The following is a 21,039-nucleotide window of genomic DNA, read 5'->3' as shown; positions in this document are numbered from 1 at the left end:
TACTTAATGGTTGTTGTATTAGAAATGTTTTGGATTTCACTTGACTCTTCTTTGTCTACCGTAAATATATTATGTAAACTTAATTATTTGATTAATTTTTAGTAATGGTGTTAATCTTATAGATGGAAATGTAAGAAGGGAGCACTTTAATACATATGGATAATTTTAAAAATGATGTTGAAATCAAATTAGTAGCACTTGATATGGATGGCACACTATTAAATAATAAAGGCCAGATATCGGAAGCAAATCGCCAGGCAATTAAAGCAGCAAAGGACAAAGGAGTTTTTGTCGTACTAAGTACTGGACGTTCTGTGATTACTAGTCGAGAGCATGCTGATTCATTGGAGCTAAATTCATATTTGGTAACGGTAAATGGAAGTGAGATTTGGGATGAGAAACGGGAACTAGTGGAAAGGAATTTGGTTAAATCGGAGCTGGTTGAGTGGATGTGGGGGTTATCTCAACAGCATAACACAAAATTTTGGGCGATAAGTACCGAGCGTAATTGGCATAATGAAATGCCGGCTGACCTACATACACTGGAATGGATGAAATTTGGCTTTAATATCGATGATGACGCAACAAGAGCACTAATCTTTAATGAATTACAGGCTAAAGGTGAATTTGAATTAAGCAATTCAACCCTGAAAAACATTGAAGTAAATCCAGCTGGAATTAATAAAGCAAAGGGACTTGGGATTGTTTGCAGCCGATTGGGTTTGGAAATGAAAAATGTTATGGCCGTAGGAGATAGCCTTAATGATTTAGCAATGATCAAAGCTGCTGGTTTGGGTGTAGCGATGGGAAATGCTCAGGATACGGTAAAGGAGTCTGCGGACTGGGTAACAGCAACCAATGAAGAAGATGGTGTAGCGCAGGCAATCCGTAAATGGGTGCTGTCAAAATAAAATATGGACGATAAAATTTTTAGGAATTAGTTTGGTATATGCAATCCATAAATGGGTAAAAATAATTAGGCAAGTCAATTTGCAATTTACATGTAATTGTTACATGCTAGGAGGCTACAAAAATGGAACATGGTAAAGTAAAATGGTTTAACGGTGAAAAAGGTTTTGGATTCATTGAGCGTGAAGGTGGAGAAGATGTATTTGTTCACTTCTCAGCTATTCAAGGCGAAGGATACAAAACATTAGATGAAGGTCAAGAGGTTACGTTTGAAATTGAAAGTGGTCAGCGTGGACCACAAGCAGTAAACGTCCGTAAAGCATAATGACCCGCCGATAAAACAGGCCCAGCCAATGGGTCTGTTTTTTTTATGCGAAAAAGTGTCTTGTGGTCAATGAAAGGGAATTCCATTGACCGTAAAAAGGGAAAATGTGTTCTGACGGTAAATGAAAGGTTATTCAATTTACCCTAAAGTGAAAAAAAAGCATCCTCACAGTCAATGAAAAATAATTGCGCCATATTCAAAAGACCCTCTACAATTAAATGTAGAGGGTTAATTTAACGATTTATTTCCTTGACTCTGCCAACTTGTCCATCCGTCAGCCGCACTTTAATTCCATGAGGGTGAAAACTTGACTTGGTCAATATATCCTTAACAGTCCCCTCAGTGAGTTTCCCGCTTCTTTGATCTGCTTTTAGGACTATTTTGACTAAAGTTCCTGGGACAATGTCTACTCTATTTTGACAACTAGACACCCATTTTTCTCCGTGAATTACTTACCTTTTTAGTCTGCTGGCTTTGTAGCTTTTTAGTTGCCTGTGAGCTATTTAAGCTTGAATTTCCTCCGGCCGCTTTGTTTTTCTTATTTTCCAACTGCTGTTTCATCGCTTCTTGAAGACTAATTTTCTTCTTCGGTTCTTCCTGTGGATTGGTTTGGTTTAAATCACTCATAAAAAATCCTCCTAATAAAGTGTTAACTACATTATAAGCTATTTTCGTCCAAATTAAAATTTAACCATTAATTCTTTAACTTGCCTTAAAATGTTCATATTCTTTAAAATATTCTTTTAATCAATCATACTAAAATATGGTAGAATGAACATGAGTGACGTCCGCGGACAATTTCAATCACAACTAAGGGCTTACTAACATAAAAGTAAAAATTTTTTGGACGTTATTTCTCATTTTTGGAATAACGTCCTTTATTTTTAATACCTATGTAATAGTGGGTACATGTTAATTTAGTGATAATCAATATTAATTTATATTAATTATAATTTAATATTGATTTTAATAAGATTTATATTATAATTTGTTTAAGCTTTAAAAAAAAATAGTTTACGAGGTGATCAAATGGGTAATGGTAACAAACACTTAACAACAGGAAATGGAGCACCAGTCGGTGATAATCAAAATTCTATGACGGCTGGATCACGTGGACCAACATTGATTCAAGATGTACATTTACTAGATAAATTGGCACACTTTAATCGTGAGAGAGTTCCTGAACGTGTTGTCCACGCCAAAGGTGCCGGAGCACATGGCTATTTCGAAGTGACCAATGATATGTCAAAATATACAAAAGCAAAATTGTTTAATAGCGTTGGAAAACGTACACCTATGTTTATTCGCTTCTCAACTGTAGCAGGTGAACTTGGTTCAGCGGATACAGTTCGTGATCCGCGTGGGTTTGCTGTTAAGTTTTATACGGAAGAAGGAAACTATGATTTAGTAGGAAACAATACGCCAGTCTTCTTCATTCGCGATGCGATTAAATTTCCTGATTTCATTCATACTCAAAAAAGAGATCCTAAAACCCATTTGAAAAATCCAACCGCAGTTTGGGACTTCTGGTCACTGTCACCTGAATCCTTACATCAAGTTACTTATTTAATGGGTGACCGAGGACTTCCAGCAACACTAAGACATATGAATGGTTATGGCAGCCATACCTTTAAATGGGTAAATGCGGATGGAGCGGCAGTTTGGGTCAAATATCACTTTAAATCCGAGCAAGGTGTTAAGAATATGGCACCAGAGCTTGCTGGTAAGTTAGCTGGTGATAATCCTGATTACCATACGGAAGACTTATTTAATGCAATTGACAAGGGTGACTTCCCAGCATGGAGGCTCCATGTTCAAATCATGCCATTTGAAGATGCTGAAACATATCGCTTCGATCCGTTTGATGTCACAAAGGTATGGTCACATAAGGACTACCCATTAATCGAGGTTGGACGTATGGTACTCAACCGTAATCCTGAAAACTATTTTGCAGAAGTCGAGCAGGCCACATTCTCTCCTGGAACAATGGTCCCTGGTGTTGAGGCTTCGCCAGATAAAATGCTTCAAGGCCGACTATTTGCTTATTCGGACGCCCACCGGTACCGTGTAGGACCGAATCATAATTTGCTCCCAATTAACCGTCCGAAGGTAGAAGTAAATAACTATCAACGTGATGGTGCGATGCGTTCCGATAATAATGGTGGTGGTTCGGTTTACTATGAGCCAAACAGTTTTGGAGGACCAAAGGAAGAACCTGAACATAAACAAACTGCCTTCCAGGTTAATGGACTTGCTGAACAAGTGGCCTATGATCAAAATGACCACTACACACAAGCCGGTGATTTATATCGCTTAATGTCTGCAGAGGAGCGGGCCCGCTTAATTGAAACAGTTGTAGGCGCAATGAAGCCAGTTGAGAGGGATGACATAAAGCTTCGTCAAATTCAACATTTCTACAAAGCAGACCCAGAATATGGTGAGAAAGTAGCCAAAGGGTTAAATCTAGCTATTCCTCAAGAGGTAAAGTAACTATTAAACTAGTAAAGGCCGTTCATTTAGTTGAGCGGTCTTTTTTCATATAGTGAATTCAGAGGATTAAGGTTATTACTTATTGTGTTTTAATTTCCAATTAATTGGAAAAAATAATAACAATAAGTGATAAGGAGCCTGCTCGTGAATCTTAACGTGATATATGGTGCGATATTTATTTTTTCAGCAATAAAATGGGGCGATTGGAAAAATTGGAAATCTTATTATCCAACCTTTCTCTTTTTAATGGTAGGTGATTTGGTTTATCAATTTTTATTTTATAAGCATAGTATGTGGGAATATGTACCTGTAGGAAGTGATAAAAGCTGGGCAAAGCACACCCATATTGCTTTTTTGATTATGTTAATTAAGTATCCTGCAACTATTAGCATGTTCCTTGGTAATATGCCCAAGGCAGCATGGAAGAAACTAGTGTTTATCCTATTCTGGACACTTCTCTATACGATTAATGAATTCACTGATTTGAAATTAGGTGTAATAGTGCATAAAAATGGCTGGAATTTAGGCTGGTCAGCTTTTTTTAGTTTCGTCATGTTTATTGTTTTAGATGTTCATTATAAAAAGCCGCTTTTAGCTTGGATTCTTTCTGCTATCTTTGCTACTTTCCTGTGGAATGTTTTTAAGATACCACAAAGTATTCTAAAATGAATCGTCCTCCACTAACCTATTTTAGGGTGCTTTTTTGCATTTTTTGAAATAAATTTACTGATTTGGTCGAAATATATATGCAGGATTTAGAGGACTAAGATTAGAATTATATTAATATGATGATTCAAAAGGGGGATTAGCATGAGTATCCAGGTAATAGAAAAAGAAGAAATGAAAGTTGTTGGGATTTCATGGAATGGAACTTACTCACAAATCAGTACACTTCCACGTCTTTTTCAAGAAATGGTTAATCGACTAGAAGAAGTATCCTATCAAACGAAAGAACCTGTCTTGATTGCACCTTTTCATAGCCGGGAAACAGAGTTCACCTATTATGTAACAACGCCCGTAGAAAAAATTGACGAAATTCCCGATGGTATGGTTGGATTTACGATTCCAAGTAAAAATTATGTTTTTGCTACTCATAAAGGACCGCAAGAGGAAGTCCAAAATACATATCAACAAATATATGCTTTGATGAAAGAATATGGCTATGAACAGGATCACAATGCATTAAGCATTGAAGTATATAAAGAAGAGCATAAACATCTGTATGCTTCTGGGGAGCTTCACTTTGATATTTATTTACCAGTAAAGACTTATAAAGAGTAAACTAATTCTTTCAATGGAAGCAAGCTAAGGGAAGAAGCAATCACCTTAGCTAATGGATTTTATGTGAAATAATAATCAAATAATTTTAGTATGAAAATACTTTTTAGTGCGTTTTCCTTTACTGTTCCAATAAAGTATACTATCATTAATTTAAGAATTGTATATTTCCTTCGGGGTCAGGTGAAATTCCTAACCGGCGGTGATGAAGCGTTGCTTCTTAGTCCGTGACCCGGTTAACATATTATTGTTAAACGGTGGATCTGGTGAAACTCCAGAGCCGACAGTTAAAGTCTGGATGGGAGAAGGAAAAGACAGGTTTAAGGGTAGGGTGTAGTGTACCTATTTTTAACCCTTTATTTTCTATTGTCTTTTACAGGACCCTGAGGACTTATTGTCTTCAGGGTCTTTTTCATTTTAGCGTAAGAATTTAAGTGGAACCAAAGTAAGGAGAAGGAAATTATGTTTACTGGAATTATTGAAGAAATTGGAGTAGTCGCGAACATCCAGCGGACAGGTGAGTCGTTTGTGTTAGCCATTGAAGCAAAGAAAATACTAAATGATGTTCACCTTGGCGATAGTATTGCGGTCAACGGGGTTTGTCTAACGGTGACATCCTTTACGGGAAAGCTATTCACGGTAGATGTTATGCCCGAAACGGTCAAAGCTTCAAGTTTAAATATGGTTAAGCGGGGTTCCAAAGTAAATCTTGAGCGGGCGATGGCAGCAGGTGGAAGGTTTGGCGGTCATTTCGTCTCTGGACATATCGATGGAACTGGCATAATTAAAAGTAAACAGTCTTTCGAAAATGCGGTTTACTATGAGATTGAAGCGGAGCAGAACATATTAAAATATGTCATCTTAAGAGGATCTATCACGGTAGATGGGACAAGTTTGACTGTTTTTGCAGTAACAGAAAATAGTTTTACATTATCGATCATCCCTCACACATTATCGGAAACGATTTTGGGATTAAAAGGGTCAGGGGATATCGTTAATCTAGAATGCGATATGATTGGTAAATACGTTGGTCATTTTATCAAAAACCTTTCAAGTGATACAGCGGAAAAACGTAAGACAGGGATAACTGCACAATTTTTAGCTGACAATGGCTTTAATTAAATGATGGTTGGAAAAGTCTAGTTTTAATTGGTTTGTAATTTTGAAAGGAGAGAAGTGGCGTGTTTAATACGATTGACGAAGCTCTTGCTGATTTAAAAGTAGGAAAGGTTGTTATTGCCTGCGATGATGAGAACAGGGAAAATGAAGGGGACTTTATTTCTCTTGCTGAAAAAGCAACGCCGGAGGTTATAAATCTTATGGCCACTCACGGAAGAGGTCTAATCTGTGTTCCCATTGACGAGGCATTAGCTCAAAAGCTCGACTTACATCCAATGGTTTCCAAGAACACGGATCCTAATCGAACAGCTTTTACCGTAAGTATTGACCATAAATTTTCTACCACTGGCATTTCTGCATTTGAACGTTCAGCAACGGTGTTGAGTATGGTCGACCCGGAATCAAAAGCATCTGATTTTTTAAGACCAGGGCATATGTTTCCGCTAATTGCTAAAAAAGGCGGAGTCTTGAGCAGAACGGGGCATACAGAAGCAGCTGTAGACCTTGCAATTTTATGCGGTGCCAAACCTGCTGGTGTCATTTGTGAAATCATGAATGACGACGGAACGATGGCCCGTGTCCCCCAACTGCGCAAAATTGCTGATAAGCTAAACGTTAAAATGATTACGATAAAAGACTTAGTAGAATACCGAAACAACAAGGAAAACTTAGTTAAGCGGGAAGTTTAAAATCAAATTTAGGAGGAATACTCATGGGTAATATTTTTGAAGGAAATTTAGTTGGCTCAGGATTAAAAGTTGGAATCGTGGTTGGACGTTTTAATGAATTCATTACAAGTAAATTATTAGGCGGTGCACAGGATGCTCTCAAAAGACATGGCGTCAGCGAAACAGACGTGGATGTTGCCTGGGTACCAGGTGCATTTGAGATTTCATTAATCGCCCAAAAAATGGCTAATAGTAAAAAATATGATGCAGTTATCACGCTTGGCACAGTCATTCGCGGCTCTACTCCACATTTTGACTTTGTTTGTAATGAAGTGGCAAAAGGTGTTTCTGCAATCAATTTAAGTAGTGGTATTCCGGTTATTTTTGGAGTGTTAACCACGGATTCCATTGAACAAGCGATTGAGCGTGCAGGAACTAAAGCAGGTAATAAAGGCTGGGACGCAGCATCTGCTGCGATTGAAATGGCAAATTTATGCAGGAGTATTGAATTATAGAATTATTGCAAAAAAACATGTACAATTCATGTCAACTTTTCTATAATGAGTTTAACAAAAAATATTTTTAAAATTAGGTGCTAAAATCTTTTCGAAAGATTTTCAGCTTAAAAGGGAAGTTTGGTATAAGCCAACGCGGTCCCGCCACTGTAAATGAGAGCAACCTATATTGTGTCACTGTCGACTACGATGGGAAGGCATAGGAAGCGACGATCATGAGTCAGGAAACCTGCCTAATTCTTGTGCGCCAATGACCTACGAGGATAGGACGGTGTTGAAGTCTAGACTCTTTTTACTTGTTGCTAGTAACCTGAATCTACTCATACCAACATCTCCATTTACATTGTGGAGATGTTTTTTGTTGTTATCCAAGCTATATTGTTTGGCACAAGAATGGATTTATTTTTTGTCACATACTTTTATTACATAGAAAGCAGGGAGAAAAATGAAGAAGTTGTATTCATTGCTGTTAGTAGTATTATTAACAGTAGGAGTTTTAGCAGGTTGTGCTGAAAAGAAAGACCAAGTGAAGGAAGAGAATAAATCTAGCGTAGAGAAGAAAACAGCGGAAATAACATATCCTGTTACACTTACAGATGCTACCAAAACTAAAGTTATTATCGAAAAGAAACCTGAAAAGATCGTTTCACTAATTCCAAGTAATACAGAAATTGCATTTTCATTAGGACTTGACAAAGAAGTGGTGGGCGTGTCTGATTTCGATAATTATCCGGAAGCAGCGACGAAAAAAGAAAAAATCGGCGGACAGGAAATAAACTTAGAAAAAATCATTTCCTTAAAACCAGATTTAGTGCTAGCACATGCATCGTCCGCTCATAATTCTGAAGCAGGGCTTCAGCAGCTTAAAGATGCCGGAATTACCGTTTTGGTTGTTAATGATGCGCAAAATTTTGACCAAGTTTATGATTCCATTGATATGATTGGGAAAGCTACCGGTGAAACAGCGAAAGCCGATGAAATGATTACAGGGATGAAGGATAAATTGGCCGAAATTAAAGCAAAGGCTGGGGAAATCAAAGAAAAGAAAAAGGTATTAGTTGAGGTTTCACCGGCTCCAGAAATTTATACACCTGGAAAGAATACCTTTATGGATCAAATGCTAAGTTCGATTAATGCTGAAAACATTGCAAATGATCAAGAAGGCTGGATTAAAATTGATCAAGAGGCGATGATTAAACGGAATCCTGATGTTATCGTCACAACATACGGGTACTATGTGAAAAATCCGGCAGAACAAGTTTTAAGCAGAAAGGGCTGGGAAACAGTCAACGCTGTAAAAAATAAGAAAGTAGTCGATGTAGATTCTGATCGAGTAACTCGGTCAGGCCCTAGGATCGTTGAAGGAGTAGAAGATCTTGCAAAGGCTGTCTATCCTGAAATTTTTAAATAACAAGTATACAGCCTACATAATAGCTGGAATTTTCCTATTCCTAGCTATTTTATTAGGTATTTCAATAGGAACAGTTTCGGTTCCAATGTTAACGATTATTAAAATAATCAGTGCGAAAGTTTTTGGGGTAATTTCATTGGAGACAATTGACCCCATGTTTTCAAGTATTGTTCTAAATATTCGCTTACCTAGAGTGATTTTATCAGGTCTTGTCGGGGCTTCTCTTGCAATTGCAGGGGCAGCCTTTCAAGGACTGTTAAGAAACCCGTTGGCAGATCCTTATACACTTGGTGTATCCTCCGGGGCATCTGTTGGAGCGGTGTTGACACTGTTTTTTCATCTATCAATCCCTTTTATTGGATCCTTCACATTACCATTGCTAAGTATTCTATTTTCCTTTTTAACCATCTTTTTAGTCCTTGCTTTCGCCAGTAAAATAGAGCGCTCCATGAGAGTAGAAACGATTATTTTAACAGGGATAATTTTTAGCTCGTTCTTAGGGGCAATAATTTCGCTGATGATTGCGCTGACCGGGGATGAGCTCCGGCAAATTATAGGCTGGCTATTAGGAAGCGTATCGATGAGAGGATGGGAGTACATAAAGATCATTTTGCCATTTTTTATCATTGGCTCAAGCCTGCTGGTTTTTAATGCAAAAGAACTAAACGCCATGTCGTTTGGGGAAGAGCGGGCACAGCATTTAGGGGTCAATGTTCAAAAAAGAAAGCTAATTATATTAACAGCTGGCTCTATTTTAACAGGAGCGGCGGTTGCGGTGTCAGGCACCATTGGTTTTGTCGGGTTAGTGATTCCTCATTTATCAAGATTATTATGGGGTCCCGATCACCGGCATCTCCTTCCTTTATCGATCATAACTGGAAGCGGTTTTTTAATCTTAGCTGACCTAATTTCAAGAACAATCATATCTCCTATAGAATTACCCATTGGTGTCATCACTGCTTTAATTGGTGCACCGGTATTTGCAATAATCCTGCTCCAAAGAAAAAGGATGGAAAGAAGTGGTTAGAGAATGCTTAGTGTTCAACAGGTTTCCGGTGGATACTCGAGTGAAGCGGTTCTGAAGGACATTTCTTTTGATGTGGAAAAGGGAGAATTATTTGGGATATTGGGGCCAAATGGAAGTGGAAAGACAACCCTTTTAAAAATGCTTAGTGGAATTTTACCAATCCAAAAAGGTGAGATTATTATCAATCGGAAACGGCTGCAGGAATACAGACCAAAACAGCTGGCCCAAATGATTGCCGTTCTTTCACAACATTCATCACAATCTTTCTCGTACACCGTAAAAGAAACCGTTTCGCTTGGCCGTTATGCACATCAAAAGGGGTTATTTCAATCCTGGAGTAAAGCCGATGAAGAGGTTGTCCAGCGAGTAATGAAGCAAATTGGTGTTTCCAGATTCCAAAATAAAAATATTCAGGAGTTATCAGGCGGTGAAAAACAACGAGTATTTCTCGCCCAATCATTAGCCCAAGAGCCTGAAATATTATTGTTAGATGAACCTACGAACCATTTGGATTTGTCGTATCAAAAGGAATTGTTAGATTTCTTAAAACAATGGACGTCAGAAAATGGATTAACAGTCATCTCCATTTTTCACGATTTAAACCTTGCAGGGCTTTATTGTGATCGATTGCTCCTTCTCGAAAATGGAAGAATTAATATCGATCATATTCCTAATGAGGTGCTTCGGGAAGAACGAATAAGAGATGTGTATCATACAGATATTCAAAAACATCCTCATCCTAAAGTCGCTGCACCGCAAATGGTTTTACTGCCAAAAGTGAAAAACGAAGTTGTCGAATTTGATATAAATGAGTCGATGTTACATATCTCAGAAGAATTAATCGAGTTAACATCCCCCATGCCATTAAGGACGATGTCATCTGGGGTGATTGGTTCAGGAACGGGATGGCACCAAACATTTGTGAACCGCCATGTTCACAAGGGTTACAGCTGTAGTGACCATCGCTCAGAAATGGCTTCATTTTTAAAATCAAAAGGGTTTGAACCGTCGGAAACTGTTGGCATGATGACCGCAGTTGTCCTCGAAGATGTAGTTTACAAGCGATTTGAACATAATAGCTTCTCGATATTTGCTGTTGTGACAGCAGGAGTAGGAAATGCGATTGATGCATCGAGAAGTGAACAGCATTCATTTGAAATGACACCTGGAACAATCAATACCTGGATTTTTGTGAGCGGCGAGCTGACAGAGGAAGCTTTTATTCAATGTATCATGACCGCAACTGAAGCGAAGGTCAAGGCATTGCATGATCTAAAGATAATCGATGAAGTCACCGGAACGATCGCCACTGGTACATCGACAGATAGTATCTTAATTGCTGCTACTCAAACGGGTGAAGTATTAGAATTTGCGGGAACCATTACCCCGTTAGGCAAGCTTATTAGCAAGGCAGTTTATCAGTGCACGATCGAAGCGATTCAAAAATCCAGCAAAAGGAAACGCAAATGATCGTCTATCATTTAATCTCAATCACAGTTGCCTATATAATTGACCTGTTTATTGGGGATCCACCCGATTGGCCCCATCCTGTAAGATGGATTGGAACCATGATAACTTTTCTTGAAAAACGTTGGAATAATGGCAAGTCTAAGCGATGGAAAGGGGTGGCCATGCTCCTTTTTATATTACTCTTAGTTTTTTTCATCGCTTTGTTATTAGTTTTAATTGGATATAGGATTGATCCTTTTGTTGGAATTTTAGTGGAAAGTATGATTATTTCTACAACCATTGCTCAAAAAAGCTTGAAGGTGGCTTCTCAAGAAGTTTATCGTCCATTAATAGAAGGGGACCTTCCTGAAGCAAGGAAAAAACTATCCTATATTGTTGGCCGTGATACAGATTCCTTGGATGAGAGTGAAATCGCTCGCGGTACGATTGAGACTGTGGCCGAAAATACTAGTGATGGGGTGACGGCCCCCTTGTTTTGGGCACTGATTGGCGGAGCCCCGCTGGCGATGGTTTATCGCGCAGCCAATACATGTGATTCGATGGTGGGCCACTTGAACGATAGATATAAAGAGTTTGGCTGGGCGTCTGCAAAATGGGATGATGTGATGAATTGGGTTCCAAGTCGATTAACAGGAATCATCATGCTGATAGGAAAACGCCCCGTAAGGATGCCTTATAGAAAAGCTTGGGCGATTTTATTCCGTGATGCGAAAAAGCATCCGAGCCCAAACAGCGGCTGGGGGGAAGCGGCAGTTGCAGCTATTTTAGGGATACAGCTTGGCGGAATCAATTATTATAAAGGCATGATATCGAACCGGGCAAAAATGGGTGATCCCATTCATACGATCCAAGCGGAACATATCATCAAAGCCAATCACATTCTAAGTAAAACGGTCTTTTTATTTTTACTATTTTTATGGATAGGGGGAATGCTCCTTGAATTGGCCGTCACATGGCTCGAATCCTCAATATTTATATGAGGCAATGGGCCTTGCACTCCCGTTGCAGTTTATAGATTTTAGCGCAAATATTAACCCGATTGGCCCGCCATCTGCTTTGAAAGAAAAATGGCCGGGTTTTTTTCAAGAAATTAACGTTTATCCAGATCCTTATGCAACACAGCTTAAGGAAAGGATTGCAAAATCGGAGCAGACCCCGATCGATACAATCCTGATTGGAAATGGAGGAGCAGAGCTTATTACGCTGCTTGCCCGTATGCTTGCCGGCAAAAAAGTACTTATTGTGGAACCCACATTTTCGGAATATGAACAAGCATGTCGGGCAAACAAATGTGAAATTGTCTACCATCAACTTGTGGAGCCGAACTTTGAATTAAATCCAGTCGATTTTCACTCGAGTCTGATGGATGCAGATGCGGTGTTTTTGTGTAATCCAAACAATCCAACAGGTATTTACTATCCGGCCTCTACGGTTATTTCGATCATTGAGGATTGTGAAAAGCGAGATTGCTTGGTCGTTTTGGATGAAGCATTTTTTGATTTTTTAATAGAATATGAATCAGTTGTTCCATACATAAACAAGTTTTCAAATTTAATTATTATTCGCTCGCTGACAAAGATGTTTGCAATTCCAGGTATACGCTTGGGATATTTAATCGCTCAGCCAGCTATTGTTTCAAGCCTTAGCCAGTTACAATCACATTGGAGTACCAATACCATTGCGTTATTAGCAGGGGAACTTTGTCTGCAAAATGAATTTTTTATTAAAGAGTCACAGGCATATATTAGTCATGAGCGGAAAAGGCTGTTTGCATTTTTTACACAGGAAGAATTTGTGGTTTCGTCTTCCAACGTGAATTTCTATTTATTGAAGGATCCGCATTTGAAAGATCAGTTTGCGTTGTTTGAGTTCCTTCTTCATCAAGGAATCATTCCAAGGCATACCTTTAATTTTCCTGGTTTAGAGGGAAGATGGCTTCGGTTTGCCATAAAAAGTAATCAAGAAAATAATCAACTAATGGAAGTGTTGGTGAAATGGCGTCATCATCATTAATCTTCATAACAGGCGGAGTAAGAAGTGGGAAGAGCAGCTTTGCTGAGAGGAAAGCAGTAGAGATCGCTCGTAAGACAGGCTGCCAGCTTACCTATCTGGCAACCGGTGTTCCTTCTGACCAAGAAATGAAGGAACGAATTGAAAAGCACCAACTTGATCGAGATTCAGCAACTTACCGGTGGAAAACGTATGAACGGTCAGTTAAAATCGGGAATATAGCTGATGACTTTCATGGCGAGGATGTTATTTTGTTGGATTGTGTCACGACTCTATTAAATAATGAATTGTTTTCTTCTGCGCAAGCATGGGATGAACGTTTTTTAGAAACGGTTAAAGAAAATGTGATTACAGGGATTACTTCGATAAAAAATCATGCTCGGACAATAATTGTCGTCAGTAATGAAGTATTAAACGAGCCGTTACTTGGAAATGATCTGGTGTTTACCTATGGCCGCTTGCTGGGCCAAATCCATCAATATTTAGTCAAGGAAGCGGAGTTAGTGTTTTTAGTGGAGGCAGGGATTCCTATCGTAATGAAGGGAGTATCGCAATGAAAGGAATCATGATTCAGGGTACGGCTTCAGATGTGGGCAAAAGTCTAATTGTAACGGCGATGTGCCGAATACTTGCAAATGAGGGAGTAAAGGTCGCCCCATTTAAATCGCAAAACATGTCCAATAACTCGTACGTGACACAAGACGGTAAAGAAATTGGCAGAGCACAAGGGATTCAGGCGGAAGCTGCTAGAGTGGAGCCAACTATTTGGATGAATCCTATTCTATTAAAGCCACGGTCAGATCAGCATGCCGAAATTGTTTATCTAGGAAAAGCGATCGAAACCCTTTCGGGGCGTGGGTATCGGGATCATTTTTATGAGAAGGGGTTAGAGGTGATTAAGAAATCAATTCATCAGCTTGCCGATGAATTTGATGTTGTGGTGATTGAGGGAGCAGGCAGCCCGGTTGAAATCAATTTAAAGGACCGCGAGTTAGTGAATATGAAGGTAGCCGAACTCGCCGATGTACCAGTTATACTGGTTGCTGATATTGATCGCGGCGGGGTATTTGCTAGTATTGTTGGCACACTTGAATTATTGGAGCCTTACGAAAGGCAACGAGTTGTTGGTGTAATTATCAATAAATTCCGCGGAGATATCACCCTATTTGAAGATGGAGTTCAGTGGCTGGAGGAGAAAACAGGTATCCCTGTATTGGGTGTATTGCCATTTGTGGAGAATCATATGATCGATGGAGAGGATTCTTTATCGATTCGCAGCCAATTTTCTAATCAGAATCAAGGGACAATTGATATTGCAGTCATCAACCTGCCGTTTATTTCAAATTACAGTGATCTGGAACCGTTTTTATTTGAAAAAGATGTTTCGCTCCGTTTGGTCAATCATGCGAGTGAGTTTGGACAGCCAGATGCCGTGATCCTTCCGGGTACGAAAAGTACGATAAGCGACTTGAAAAATTTAAGAGATAAACAGTTAGATATCTTAGTCCAAACCTACGTAGCAAATGGCGGTTATATTGTTGGGATTTGCGGCGGGTATCAAATCCTTGGCGGATATTTGATCGATGAAGTTGGTTCCGACACTGGGATACCGAACTACAAGGTGAAGGGGTTAGGAGTGATTCCTGCTGCTACCACTTTTTATAAAGAAAAGGAAACAAATCGAGTCAGTGCACTGTATCACAAGGAGATAGAATTACCAATTCACCAGCCGATCGTAGGGTATGAAATCCATTTAGGAAAGACTATATTTTCTAAAGAAGTCTGTCCGTTTTTAACATTATCAAACGGGGAAGAAGAAGGCTATTTCGCCAATGACGGTCAAATTATCGGAACGTACCTTCACCATTTATTTCATAATGATGAGTGGAGAAATCACTGGTTAAACATGATTCGGACAAGGAAAGGACTCCCTGCTGAAGCAATTCGTTCAATTAGCGACTATAAGGACAAACGATTTGATTCTATCGCTGCCGAAATGAAAAGTCATCTAAAATGGGATCTGATTAAAAAGATTATCAATCAATGGGGTTCAAAAACATGAAGTTTTTGAAAGGCTTCTTGATTAATATTCAATTCTTTACAGCAATCCCTATAACACTCGAGTTACCTATGGATAAAGACCATCTTAAAAAGGCAGTCCAAGCCTTCCCACTCGTTGGATTAATACAAGGGATCATTTATTCAGCGGTATTTTATCTGTGTCTTGAATTTACTCCGTTTTCCCATCTTGCTTGTGCATTCTTGCTTTGGCTGGTAACGATTTTTCTGACCGGAGGAATTCATCTGGATGGCTGGATGGATGCAAGTGACGCTTATTTTTCCTATCAAGATCAAGGGAAAAGGCTGGAAATTATGAAGGATCCAAGAACGGGCGCCTTTGGTGTCCTCTCCATTCTTGTTTTATTAAGCTGTCGGTTTCTATTTATGTATGAGAGTACAGCAAAGATCGAAAACGTACTATTTATTATGATTGCAGTCATTCCTTTTTTAAGTAAAACTGTCATGGGTGTTCTGTTGTTAACGGTAAAGTCAGCCAAGGATGAGGGGCTGGGCGCGTTATTCCAGAATGCGGCGAAACCGCAGGCATTATGGCTATATCCTGTTTATTTAATTGGTGTACTAGTTCTTGTTAATTTATTCATAAATAAATTCTTCTTAATAGGGTTATTGATTTTGGCTGCAGCATGCTGTTTATTCCTTTTTCGTCGGAAAGCTGTGCAATGGTTCGGCGGTATAACGGGGGATGTCTTAGGTGCAGCTGTTGAAGGGACTGAGTTAATTCTGTGGATGACCGTGTGGTTATTGCATTATTTCGTCATGGTGTAACAGAAGAAAATAGACGGAAAGCCTATCTAGGGTGGAATGATTCGCCTTTATGTCCGAAATCAAAAACTACATTCGTAACAAAAAGCTATCAGCACTATTTTTCTAGTGATTTGCAAAGATGTACTAATACAGCGCAAATATTATTTCCAAACTCTAGCCCCTATTTATTAAAAGAATTACGAGAAATGAATTTCGGCAAATGGGAAGGGAAAACGTATGAAGACTTGAAAGAAAATAGTCTCTACCGCCAATGGCTGGAAGATCCTGTTTTGCATTGTCCGCCTGACGGAGAATCATTTGATGAGTTCACTAAAAGAGTTGATGCTGGCTGGGCTAGGATGATTGGAGAGATTCTCGATTCAAGTTTGCAGAACGCAGCAGTAATTACACATGGGGGAGTCATCAGATATCTTTTATCAAAATTTGCCCCACACCAAAAAGAATTTTGGGAGTGGCAGGTTAACCATGATCAGGGGTTCGAACTCATATTTGAAAAAGATTCTTTAAGGAGGGGGACGCGGTGCACTTTATTATTGGAGGTGCCTTTAACGGCAAAAGGGCATGGGTAAAGAATACCTACACTGCATACAAGAATAAACATTGGGTCTCAGCATATGATAACCATTCTCTCCCGATAAATTTAATCGATTTTGGCAAGGATGTGATGGTCCTTGAGGGAGTAGAAATTTGGTTGAAAGATTTAACGGCGACAAATGATGCCGACCAGTGTCGAAAGATCTGGAATGATTGTTTAGAGAATTGGCTAACTTGGGAACGAATTAGCGAACATCACCAATTAGTTGTGATTGGAACAGATATCACAAAAGGAATTGTGCCATTGGAAGTAGAAAATAGACTATGGCGGGATGTAACAGGATGGGCCTATCAAGATATCGCAGCAAAATCAGCAAAGGTTGACGTCATTTGGTATGGATTAAAGCAAACTATTAAGTAAAGGGGAGAAGTTTCAATGAGAATTTACACAAGAACAGGTGACAAAGGAAAAACAAGCATAATAGGTGGCAGGGTAGACAAGGATGATACCCGTGTGGAAGCGTATGGAACGGTAGATGAAGTGAATTGCTTTGTCGGTCAGGCGATTCAAGAGCTTGACCCCAAATTATTCAAGGACGTGCTTGATGATCTGGAGAAAATTCAACATGAATTATTTGATTGTGGCGGCGACCTTGCTAATGTGACTGAGAAGCGAGTGATAAAGCTGCAGCAAGAATCGATTGATTACCTTGAAAAGAAAATAGATGAATACATTAAAGAAGCACCAGAACTCGAGCGATTTATTTTACCAGGAGGAACCAAGCCCGCGGCATCGATTCATATTGCTAGAACGGTGACAAGAAGAGCGGAAAGATTAGTTGTTAAGCTAGTCAAGGCTGACTCTAAAACACCTGAATTAGCCTTAATGTACTTAAACCGCTTATCAGATTATTTCTTTGCATTGGCTAGAGTTATAAACTTCCGATTAAATGTCAACGACGTTGAGTATGTGCGCAGTGCAAATGTATTCAGGGATGGGAAGCGTAAGGAGGAAAAGTAGTATGAAGGGAAAAGTGGTGAGCGGGCTGGCCATGTTAACGGCATTGTCAGTTGTCGGAGCGATGATAAAAATTCCAGCCATTGTCGGCAGTGTCGCATTGGATGTTTTTCCAGCCCTATTGGCAGCAGTCCTGTTTGGTGCGGGGGCTGGAGCGGTTGTGGCTGCATTTGGTCATCTCCTATCTGCACTAATAGGTGGTTTCCCATTGGGGCCAATGCACTTATTAATTGCTGTCGAAATGGCAATGCTCGTTTGGATGTTTGGACGTCTTTATAAAAACAATAAGGTTTTAGCAAGTGCGCTCTTCATTATTGGGAATGCATTTGTTGCTCCCTTACCATTTATGTTCTTAATGAATGTCGGTTTTTATTTAGGAATTGTGCCTTCATTGCTAATCGGTTCGGTCATCAATACTGTAATTGCACTGGCAGCAATTCCACGCCTTTCTTCATTGGTCAATTTTGGTTTAGCAAAGCGGGAAGAAAAATTATGAGAGATATTATAACCGTTCCTTTAAATGGTATGGACTCCCTCATTATTGCTTGTGATAATAGTGGAGCTATCGGGATGAAGGAAAAAGATCTAGTTTATGTCCCATACGAAACGGTGGCTTATTATTCGTATAGAGTTGCGGTCATGGAATGTATCTCAGCAGGCGCGGAGCCCATTTCAGTGGTGCTCCACAACTTCTGTGGAAATGAACCCTGGGATGAATTGGTTAGTGGCATTCAAAAAGGTTTGCACGACCTAAATCTATCAGATGTATTGATTACGGGTAGTACAGAAAGTAATTTTTCACTGATGCAATCTGCACTTGGCTTAGTTGTTATCGGCAAAAAATTGACTGCTCAAACATTAGAAATGGCTTACTCTAACCAATTGAGGTTTGCTGTTGTAGGTATGCCTTTGGTTGGGGAGGAAGTGATCGAACAAAATGATCAAGTTGCCCCTCTGTCCGTTTTTCAGAAGATCAGTAGGATTCATGATGTAATGGTTTGGCCGGTTGGTTCGAAAGGGATTTTATATGAGATCAATCAGATGTTCCCTAATCTAGAATTTTCACAGGAAATGATCATCTCAAACGTAGATATTTTAAAATCAGCTGGACCAGCTACCTGCTTTCTGGCTGTGTATGATCTAGGACAGGAAGAAACAGTAATGAAAACAGCAGGAAGATTTTTCAACCTATTGGAAATAAAAAAATAGCACGCATCGATTGCGTGCTATTCACCTCTATTTTTAACTTTTTCAACTAATGAATTTACGGCCTCGCCGAGCTTATATAAAGCCCTATCCAAGCCCTTTTTCCATCCAGGGGCTTGTTCTTTTATGGTTTCACCTAGTTTTTGAGCATTTTCATTTAATTCTTTGCTTATCTTCTTCGCCTGTTCATTGATTCTTAGATTTGGGGGAGCTTCTCCGGCGAGCTGTGCATTAATTGAAGAAACTTCGAATTGCTCTTTCGGAAGATGCTGAATAGACTCCTTCATCATCTCTTTAAAAATTGGCACCACATTGGCTGAACTCGCACTTGGCAGGTAATGCTCTCGGTCGGTTTGGTCAAATCCTAACCAGATTGCCCCGACAAGATTTGGGGTATATCCAACCATCCATTGATCCTTTGTTCCACTGACATCCTTAAATGGTAACTGGGTCGATCCTGTTTTTCCGGCGAGTTGCACTCCAGGAATACGGGCGCGTCTACCCGTCCCGGTTTCTACTACATTTAAGAGCATCGATGTCATTTCATCCGTGACCTCTCCTGACGTCACTTTTGTGGTTTTCGCTTCCCGCTCTGCTAAAACATTTCCAGTAGGTCCCACTATTTTAGTAATTAAGTGGCTATCTTCACGCTTTCCGCCATTTGGGAAAGCTGAAAAAGCGTTAGCCATTTGTAGGGGAGAAACCCCTTTACTCATTCCCCCTAGTGCAATTGCTAGGTTTTTATCTTCTTTTGTAACAGGGATGCCAAACCTTTTTAATGAATCTATCCCTTTATTTAGGCCAATTTCATTTAACAGCCACACTGCCGGGATATTCAGCGATTTCTCAAGTGCCTTATACATTTCAACCTTTCCAGAATATGTTTTTGAAAAATTTTCTGGTTTGTAATTTCCGAAGGTGGTTGGTTCATCGACAAGCTTGGATGAATAGTTGTATCCTTCTTCAAGGGCTGGTGTATATACTGCCAATGGTTTGATCGTTGATCCAGGCTGTGCACGTAATTGTGTTGCTCGGTTAAAGCCTCTGAATACATGCTCACCGCGGCCTCCAACAAGGGCTAGTACTCCCCCTGATGCAGGGTCCATTAAGACTGAACCACTTTGAACTAATTTACCCCCTTGACTCCTTGGGAACAAGTAGTTTTTACTATAGACTTTTTCAAGTCCAGACTGAAGATCTTGATCCAAAGCAGTATATATTCGATAACCTCTTGTTAATATTTCCTCCTGTGTTATGCCGTATTTATTGATAGCTTCATTTAAAACAGCATCCACATAATAAGGGTATTTTCGTTCAACAAAGCTCCCGCCGCCATCGTGAAGACGAATCTTTTCTTTTTTAGCCTCGGTATACTGTGAATTATTAATCATACCTAGTTCTTTCATTTTTGCTAACACCGTATTTCGTCTTTTCATCGCTAAATCATAGTTATTATAAGGGTCCAGATAATTCGGTGAATGCAATAGTCCGGCTAGCATTGCTGCCTCGCTCACCGTTACATCAGTAATATCTTTATTAAAATATTTTTTCGACGCATTGCTGATTCCCCAGGCACCGCTCCCGAAGTAAACCTGATTGATATACATTTGCAGAATCTCGTTTTTGGTATAAACCTTTTCAATTTTTACCGCTAAAAATAATTCCTCTGCTTTTCGCTTATAGGTCCTTTCTGGTGAAAGAAGGGCATTCTTCGTTAACTGCTGCGTTAAAGTACTGCCACCGCCTGTAATTCTTCCAGCAAACAAATTACTGAAAAAGGCACGGGCAATTCCTTTGATATCAAAACCGCCATGCTGATAGAAACGTTCGTCCTCGATGGCAACGACCGCATTGGGGACATACTTTGGCAAGTCCTCGATTTTTACGCCTTTCGTCCGATTGGTAGCGACATTACTAGCCACTTTTCCATTTTTATCATAAATAACTGTCGGCTGACTGAGACCCTGCTTTAATGATTGAACATTTGCTCTCATCGCGAGCCAGCCGAAATAGAGGATGGTCGCTAGAACAACCACTAGAATAATTAATAAGAATATTTGTGTTAAGTGTTTCTTTTTCCAGAAACGAACGATTTTTTCCCAAAATGGATGCAATTTCTCCATGTGATCTCCTTACTTTAAAAGAGTAATTTTTAATTCCTTTATTATAAATTTTATCGAATTAAAAGACTAGTAAAAGCCATTTGGCTATT

At 39.5% G+C, this 21,039-nt stretch carries 23 protein-coding genes, 1 pseudogene and 2 riboswitches; of the genes and pseudogenes, 21 read left to right on the top strand and 3 right to left on the bottom strand.

Features of this window, described 5'->3' with window-relative positions; translation table 11 throughout:
* The first annotated feature begins 155 nt into the window (after positions 1-155).
* Complete coding sequence (locus COE25_RS21190) at positions 156-911, top strand: Cof-type HAD-IIB family hydrolase (protein WP_098934016.1); 756 nt, start codon at positions 156-158, stop codon at positions 909-911.
* Between the two features lie 122 nt (positions 912-1,033).
* Complete coding sequence (locus COE25_RS21185) at positions 1,034-1,234, top strand: cold-shock protein (protein ID WP_088086846.1); 201 nt, start codon at positions 1,034-1,036, stop codon at positions 1,232-1,234.
* Between the two features lie 233 nt (positions 1,235-1,467).
* On the opposite strand, the gene COE25_RS21180 is transcribed toward COE25_RS21185, so the two are convergent.
* Both COE25_RS21180 and COE25_RS21175 read right to left on the bottom strand, forming a co-directional pair.
* The gene (locus tag COE25_RS21180) at positions 1,468-1,665 is read right to left on the bottom strand and encodes a YwbE family protein (protein ID WP_098934015.1); all 198 of its coding nucleotides are present in this window, start codon (positions 1,663-1,665) and stop codon (positions 1,468-1,470) included.
* Positions 1,658-1,861, bottom strand: a complete 204-nt coding sequence (locus COE25_RS21175) for a hypothetical protein (RefSeq protein ID WP_088086848.1) — start codon at positions 1,859-1,861, stop codon at positions 1,658-1,660. Before COE25_RS21175 ends, COE25_RS21180 begins: the two co-directional genes overlap by 8 nt.
* Before the next feature lie 402 nt (positions 1,862-2,263).
* Between COE25_RS21175 and katA the strand changes: the two genes are divergently transcribed.
* From katA to COE25_RS21080, 19 genes and pseudogenes are all read left to right on the top strand, one after another.
* On the top strand, positions 2,264-3,724 hold the full coding sequence (gene katA, locus COE25_RS21170; protein ID WP_098934014.1) for a catalase KatA: 1,461 nt from the start codon (positions 2,264-2,266) through the stop codon (positions 3,722-3,724).
* Between the two features lie 144 nt (positions 3,725-3,868).
* Positions 3,869-4,393, top strand: a complete 525-nt coding sequence (locus COE25_RS21165; protein WP_098934013.1) for a CBO0543 family protein — start codon at positions 3,869-3,871, stop codon at positions 4,391-4,393.
* Positions 4,394-4,534: 141 nt separating this feature from the next.
* Entirely contained in the window at positions 4,535-5,005 is a 471-nt protein-coding gene (locus tag COE25_RS21160) for a GyrI-like domain-containing protein (protein ID WP_088086851.1), read from the top strand.
* Between the two features lie 162 nt (positions 5,006-5,167).
* Positions 5,168-5,316, top strand: a riboswitch (FMN riboswitch).
* Between the two features lie 148 nt (positions 5,317-5,464).
* Positions 5,465-6,124: a riboflavin synthase gene (gene ribE / locus COE25_RS21155; protein WP_098934012.1), complete on the top strand. Its 660-nt coding sequence runs from the start codon at positions 5,465-5,467 to the stop codon at positions 6,122-6,124.
* A 59-nt stretch (positions 6,125-6,183) separates the two neighbouring features.
* Positions 6,184-6,807, top strand: a pseudogene (gene ribB / locus COE25_RS21150) (3,4-dihydroxy-2-butanone-4-phosphate synthase); the annotation flags it as partial.
* A 26-nt stretch (positions 6,808-6,833) separates the two neighbouring features.
* Positions 6,834-7,304, top strand: a complete 471-nt coding sequence (gene ribH, locus COE25_RS21145) for a 6,7-dimethyl-8-ribityllumazine synthase (RefSeq protein WP_088086919.1) — start codon at positions 6,834-6,836, stop codon at positions 7,302-7,304.
* A 58-nt stretch (positions 7,305-7,362) separates the two neighbouring features.
* Positions 7,363-7,555, top strand: a riboswitch (cobalamin riboswitch).
* A 194-nt stretch (positions 7,556-7,749) separates the two neighbouring features.
* Positions 7,750-8,715, top strand: a complete 966-nt coding sequence (locus tag COE25_RS21140; protein ID WP_088086920.1) for an ABC transporter substrate-binding protein — start codon at positions 7,750-7,752, stop codon at positions 8,713-8,715.
* Entirely contained in the window at positions 8,681-9,742 is a 1,062-nt protein-coding gene (locus COE25_RS21135; RefSeq protein ID WP_088086921.1) for a FecCD family ABC transporter permease, read from the top strand. Before COE25_RS21140 ends, COE25_RS21135 begins: the two co-directional genes overlap by 35 nt.
* Positions 9,743-9,745: 3 nt before the next feature.
* Positions 9,746-11,212, top strand: a complete 1,467-nt coding sequence (locus COE25_RS21130) for a heme ABC transporter ATP-binding protein (protein WP_098934011.1) — start codon at positions 9,746-9,748, stop codon at positions 11,210-11,212.
* Positions 11,209-12,192: an adenosylcobinamide-phosphate synthase CbiB gene (gene cbiB, locus COE25_RS21125; RefSeq protein ID WP_098934010.1), complete on the top strand. Its 984-nt coding sequence runs from the start codon at positions 11,209-11,211 to the stop codon at positions 12,190-12,192. The genes COE25_RS21130 and cbiB overlap by 4 nt, the downstream gene beginning before the upstream one ends.
* The gene (gene cobD, locus COE25_RS21120; RefSeq protein ID WP_098934009.1) at positions 12,149-13,225 is read left to right on the top strand and encodes a threonine-phosphate decarboxylase CobD; all 1,077 of its coding nucleotides are present in this window, start codon (positions 12,149-12,151) and stop codon (positions 13,223-13,225) included. The genes cbiB and cobD overlap by 44 nt, the downstream gene beginning before the upstream one ends.
* A complete protein-coding gene (locus COE25_RS21115) occupies positions 13,207-13,779 on the top strand; it encodes a bifunctional adenosylcobinamide kinase/adenosylcobinamide-phosphate guanylyltransferase (RefSeq protein WP_098934008.1) in 573 nt (190 codons plus the stop codon). Before cobD ends, COE25_RS21115 begins: the two co-directional genes overlap by 19 nt.
* Positions 13,776-15,284: a cobyric acid synthase gene (locus COE25_RS21110; protein ID WP_098934007.1), complete on the top strand. Its 1,509-nt coding sequence runs from the start codon at positions 13,776-13,778 to the stop codon at positions 15,282-15,284. The genes COE25_RS21115 and COE25_RS21110 overlap by 4 nt, the downstream gene beginning before the upstream one ends.
* Positions 15,281-16,069, top strand: a complete 789-nt coding sequence (gene cobS, locus COE25_RS21105) for an adenosylcobinamide-GDP ribazoletransferase (RefSeq protein WP_098934006.1) — start codon at positions 15,281-15,283, stop codon at positions 16,067-16,069. Before COE25_RS21110 ends, cobS begins: the two co-directional genes overlap by 4 nt.
* A complete protein-coding gene (locus tag COE25_RS21100) occupies positions 16,039-16,638 on the top strand; it encodes a histidine phosphatase family protein (protein WP_256942331.1) in 600 nt (199 codons plus the stop codon). Before cobS ends, COE25_RS21100 begins: the two co-directional genes overlap by 31 nt.
* Positions 16,590-17,024 (top strand): bifunctional adenosylcobinamide kinase/adenosylcobinamide-phosphate guanylyltransferase, encoded by a 435-nt coding sequence (locus COE25_RS21095; protein ID WP_088086929.1) that lies wholly within the window; start codon positions 16,590-16,592, stop codon positions 17,022-17,024. The genes COE25_RS21100 and COE25_RS21095 overlap by 49 nt, the downstream gene beginning before the upstream one ends.
* A gap of 15 nt (positions 17,025-17,039) precedes the next feature.
* Entirely contained in the window at positions 17,040-17,624 is a 585-nt protein-coding gene (locus COE25_RS21090) for a cob(I)yrinic acid a,c-diamide adenosyltransferase (protein WP_088086930.1), read from the top strand.
* A 1-nt stretch (position 17,625) separates the two neighbouring features.
* The gene (locus tag COE25_RS21085) at positions 17,626-18,117 is read left to right on the top strand and encodes an ECF transporter S component (protein WP_088086931.1); all 492 of its coding nucleotides are present in this window, start codon (positions 17,626-17,628) and stop codon (positions 18,115-18,117) included.
* The gene (locus COE25_RS21080; RefSeq protein WP_098934005.1) at positions 18,114-18,830 is read left to right on the top strand and encodes an ATP-binding protein; all 717 of its coding nucleotides are present in this window, start codon (positions 18,114-18,116) and stop codon (positions 18,828-18,830) included. The genes COE25_RS21085 and COE25_RS21080 overlap by 4 nt, the downstream gene beginning before the upstream one ends.
* 17 nt (positions 18,831-18,847) lie before the next feature.
* Here COE25_RS21080 and COE25_RS21075 read toward each other — a convergent pair whose 3' ends face one another.
* Complete coding sequence (locus COE25_RS21075; protein ID WP_088086933.1) at positions 18,848-20,950, bottom strand: transglycosylase domain-containing protein; 2,103 nt, start codon at positions 20,948-20,950, stop codon at positions 18,848-18,850.
* Positions 20,951-21,039 lie beyond the last annotated feature (89 nt).

Source organism: Bacillus sp. AFS031507 (assembly GCF_002584635.1).
Classification (GTDB): Bacteria; Bacillota; Bacilli; order Bacillales; family Cytobacillaceae; genus Neobacillus.
This window is presented reverse-complemented; position numbering and strand designations above follow the sequence as displayed.

Bases quoted from the DNA above. Each gene is read 5' to 3' on its own strand.
- COE25_RS21190 (WP_098934016.1), top strand. From the start codon at position 156: ATGGATAATTTTAAAAATGATGTTGAAATCAAATTAGTAGCACTTGAT.
- COE25_RS21185 (WP_088086846.1), top strand. From the start codon at position 1,034: ATGGAACATGGTAAAGTAAAATGGTTTAACGGTGAAAAAGGTTTTGGA.
- COE25_RS21175 (WP_088086848.1), bottom strand. From the start codon at position 1,861: ATGAGTGATTTAAACCAAACCAATCCACAGGAAGAACCGAAGAAGAAA.
- katA (WP_098934014.1), top strand. From the start codon at position 2,264: ATGGGTAATGGTAACAAACACTTAACAACAGGAAATGGAGCACCAGTC.
- COE25_RS21160 (WP_088086851.1), top strand. From the start codon at position 4,535: ATGAGTATCCAGGTAATAGAAAAAGAAGAAATGAAAGTTGTTGGGATT.
- ribE (WP_098934012.1), top strand. From the start codon at position 5,465: ATGTTTACTGGAATTATTGAAGAAATTGGAGTAGTCGCGAACATCCAG.
- ribH (WP_088086919.1), top strand. From the start codon at position 6,834: ATGGGTAATATTTTTGAAGGAAATTTAGTTGGCTCAGGATTAAAAGTT.
- COE25_RS21140 (WP_088086920.1), top strand. From the start codon at position 7,750: ATGAAGAAGTTGTATTCATTGCTGTTAGTAGTATTATTAACAGTAGGA.
- COE25_RS21130 (WP_098934011.1), top strand. From the start codon at position 9,746: ATGCTTAGTGTTCAACAGGTTTCCGGTGGATACTCGAGTGAAGCGGTT.
- cbiB (WP_098934010.1), top strand. From the start codon at position 11,209: ATGATCGTCTATCATTTAATCTCAATCACAGTTGCCTATATAATTGAC.
- COE25_RS21115 (WP_098934008.1), top strand. From the start codon at position 13,207: ATGGCGTCATCATCATTAATCTTCATAACAGGCGGAGTAAGAAGTGGG.
- COE25_RS21110 (WP_098934007.1), top strand. From the start codon at position 13,776: ATGAAAGGAATCATGATTCAGGGTACGGCTTCAGATGTGGGCAAAAGT.
- cobS (WP_098934006.1), top strand. From the start codon at position 15,281: ATGAAGTTTTTGAAAGGCTTCTTGATTAATATTCAATTCTTTACAGCA.
- COE25_RS21090 (WP_088086930.1), top strand. From the start codon at position 17,040: ATGAGAATTTACACAAGAACAGGTGACAAAGGAAAAACAAGCATAATA.
- COE25_RS21085 (WP_088086931.1), top strand. From the start codon at position 17,626: ATGAAGGGAAAAGTGGTGAGCGGGCTGGCCATGTTAACGGCATTGTCA.
- COE25_RS21080 (WP_098934005.1), top strand. From the start codon at position 18,114: ATGAGAGATATTATAACCGTTCCTTTAAATGGTATGGACTCCCTCATT.
- COE25_RS21075 (WP_088086933.1), bottom strand. From the start codon at position 20,950: ATGGAGAAATTGCATCCATTTTGGGAAAAAATCGTTCGTTTCTGGAAA.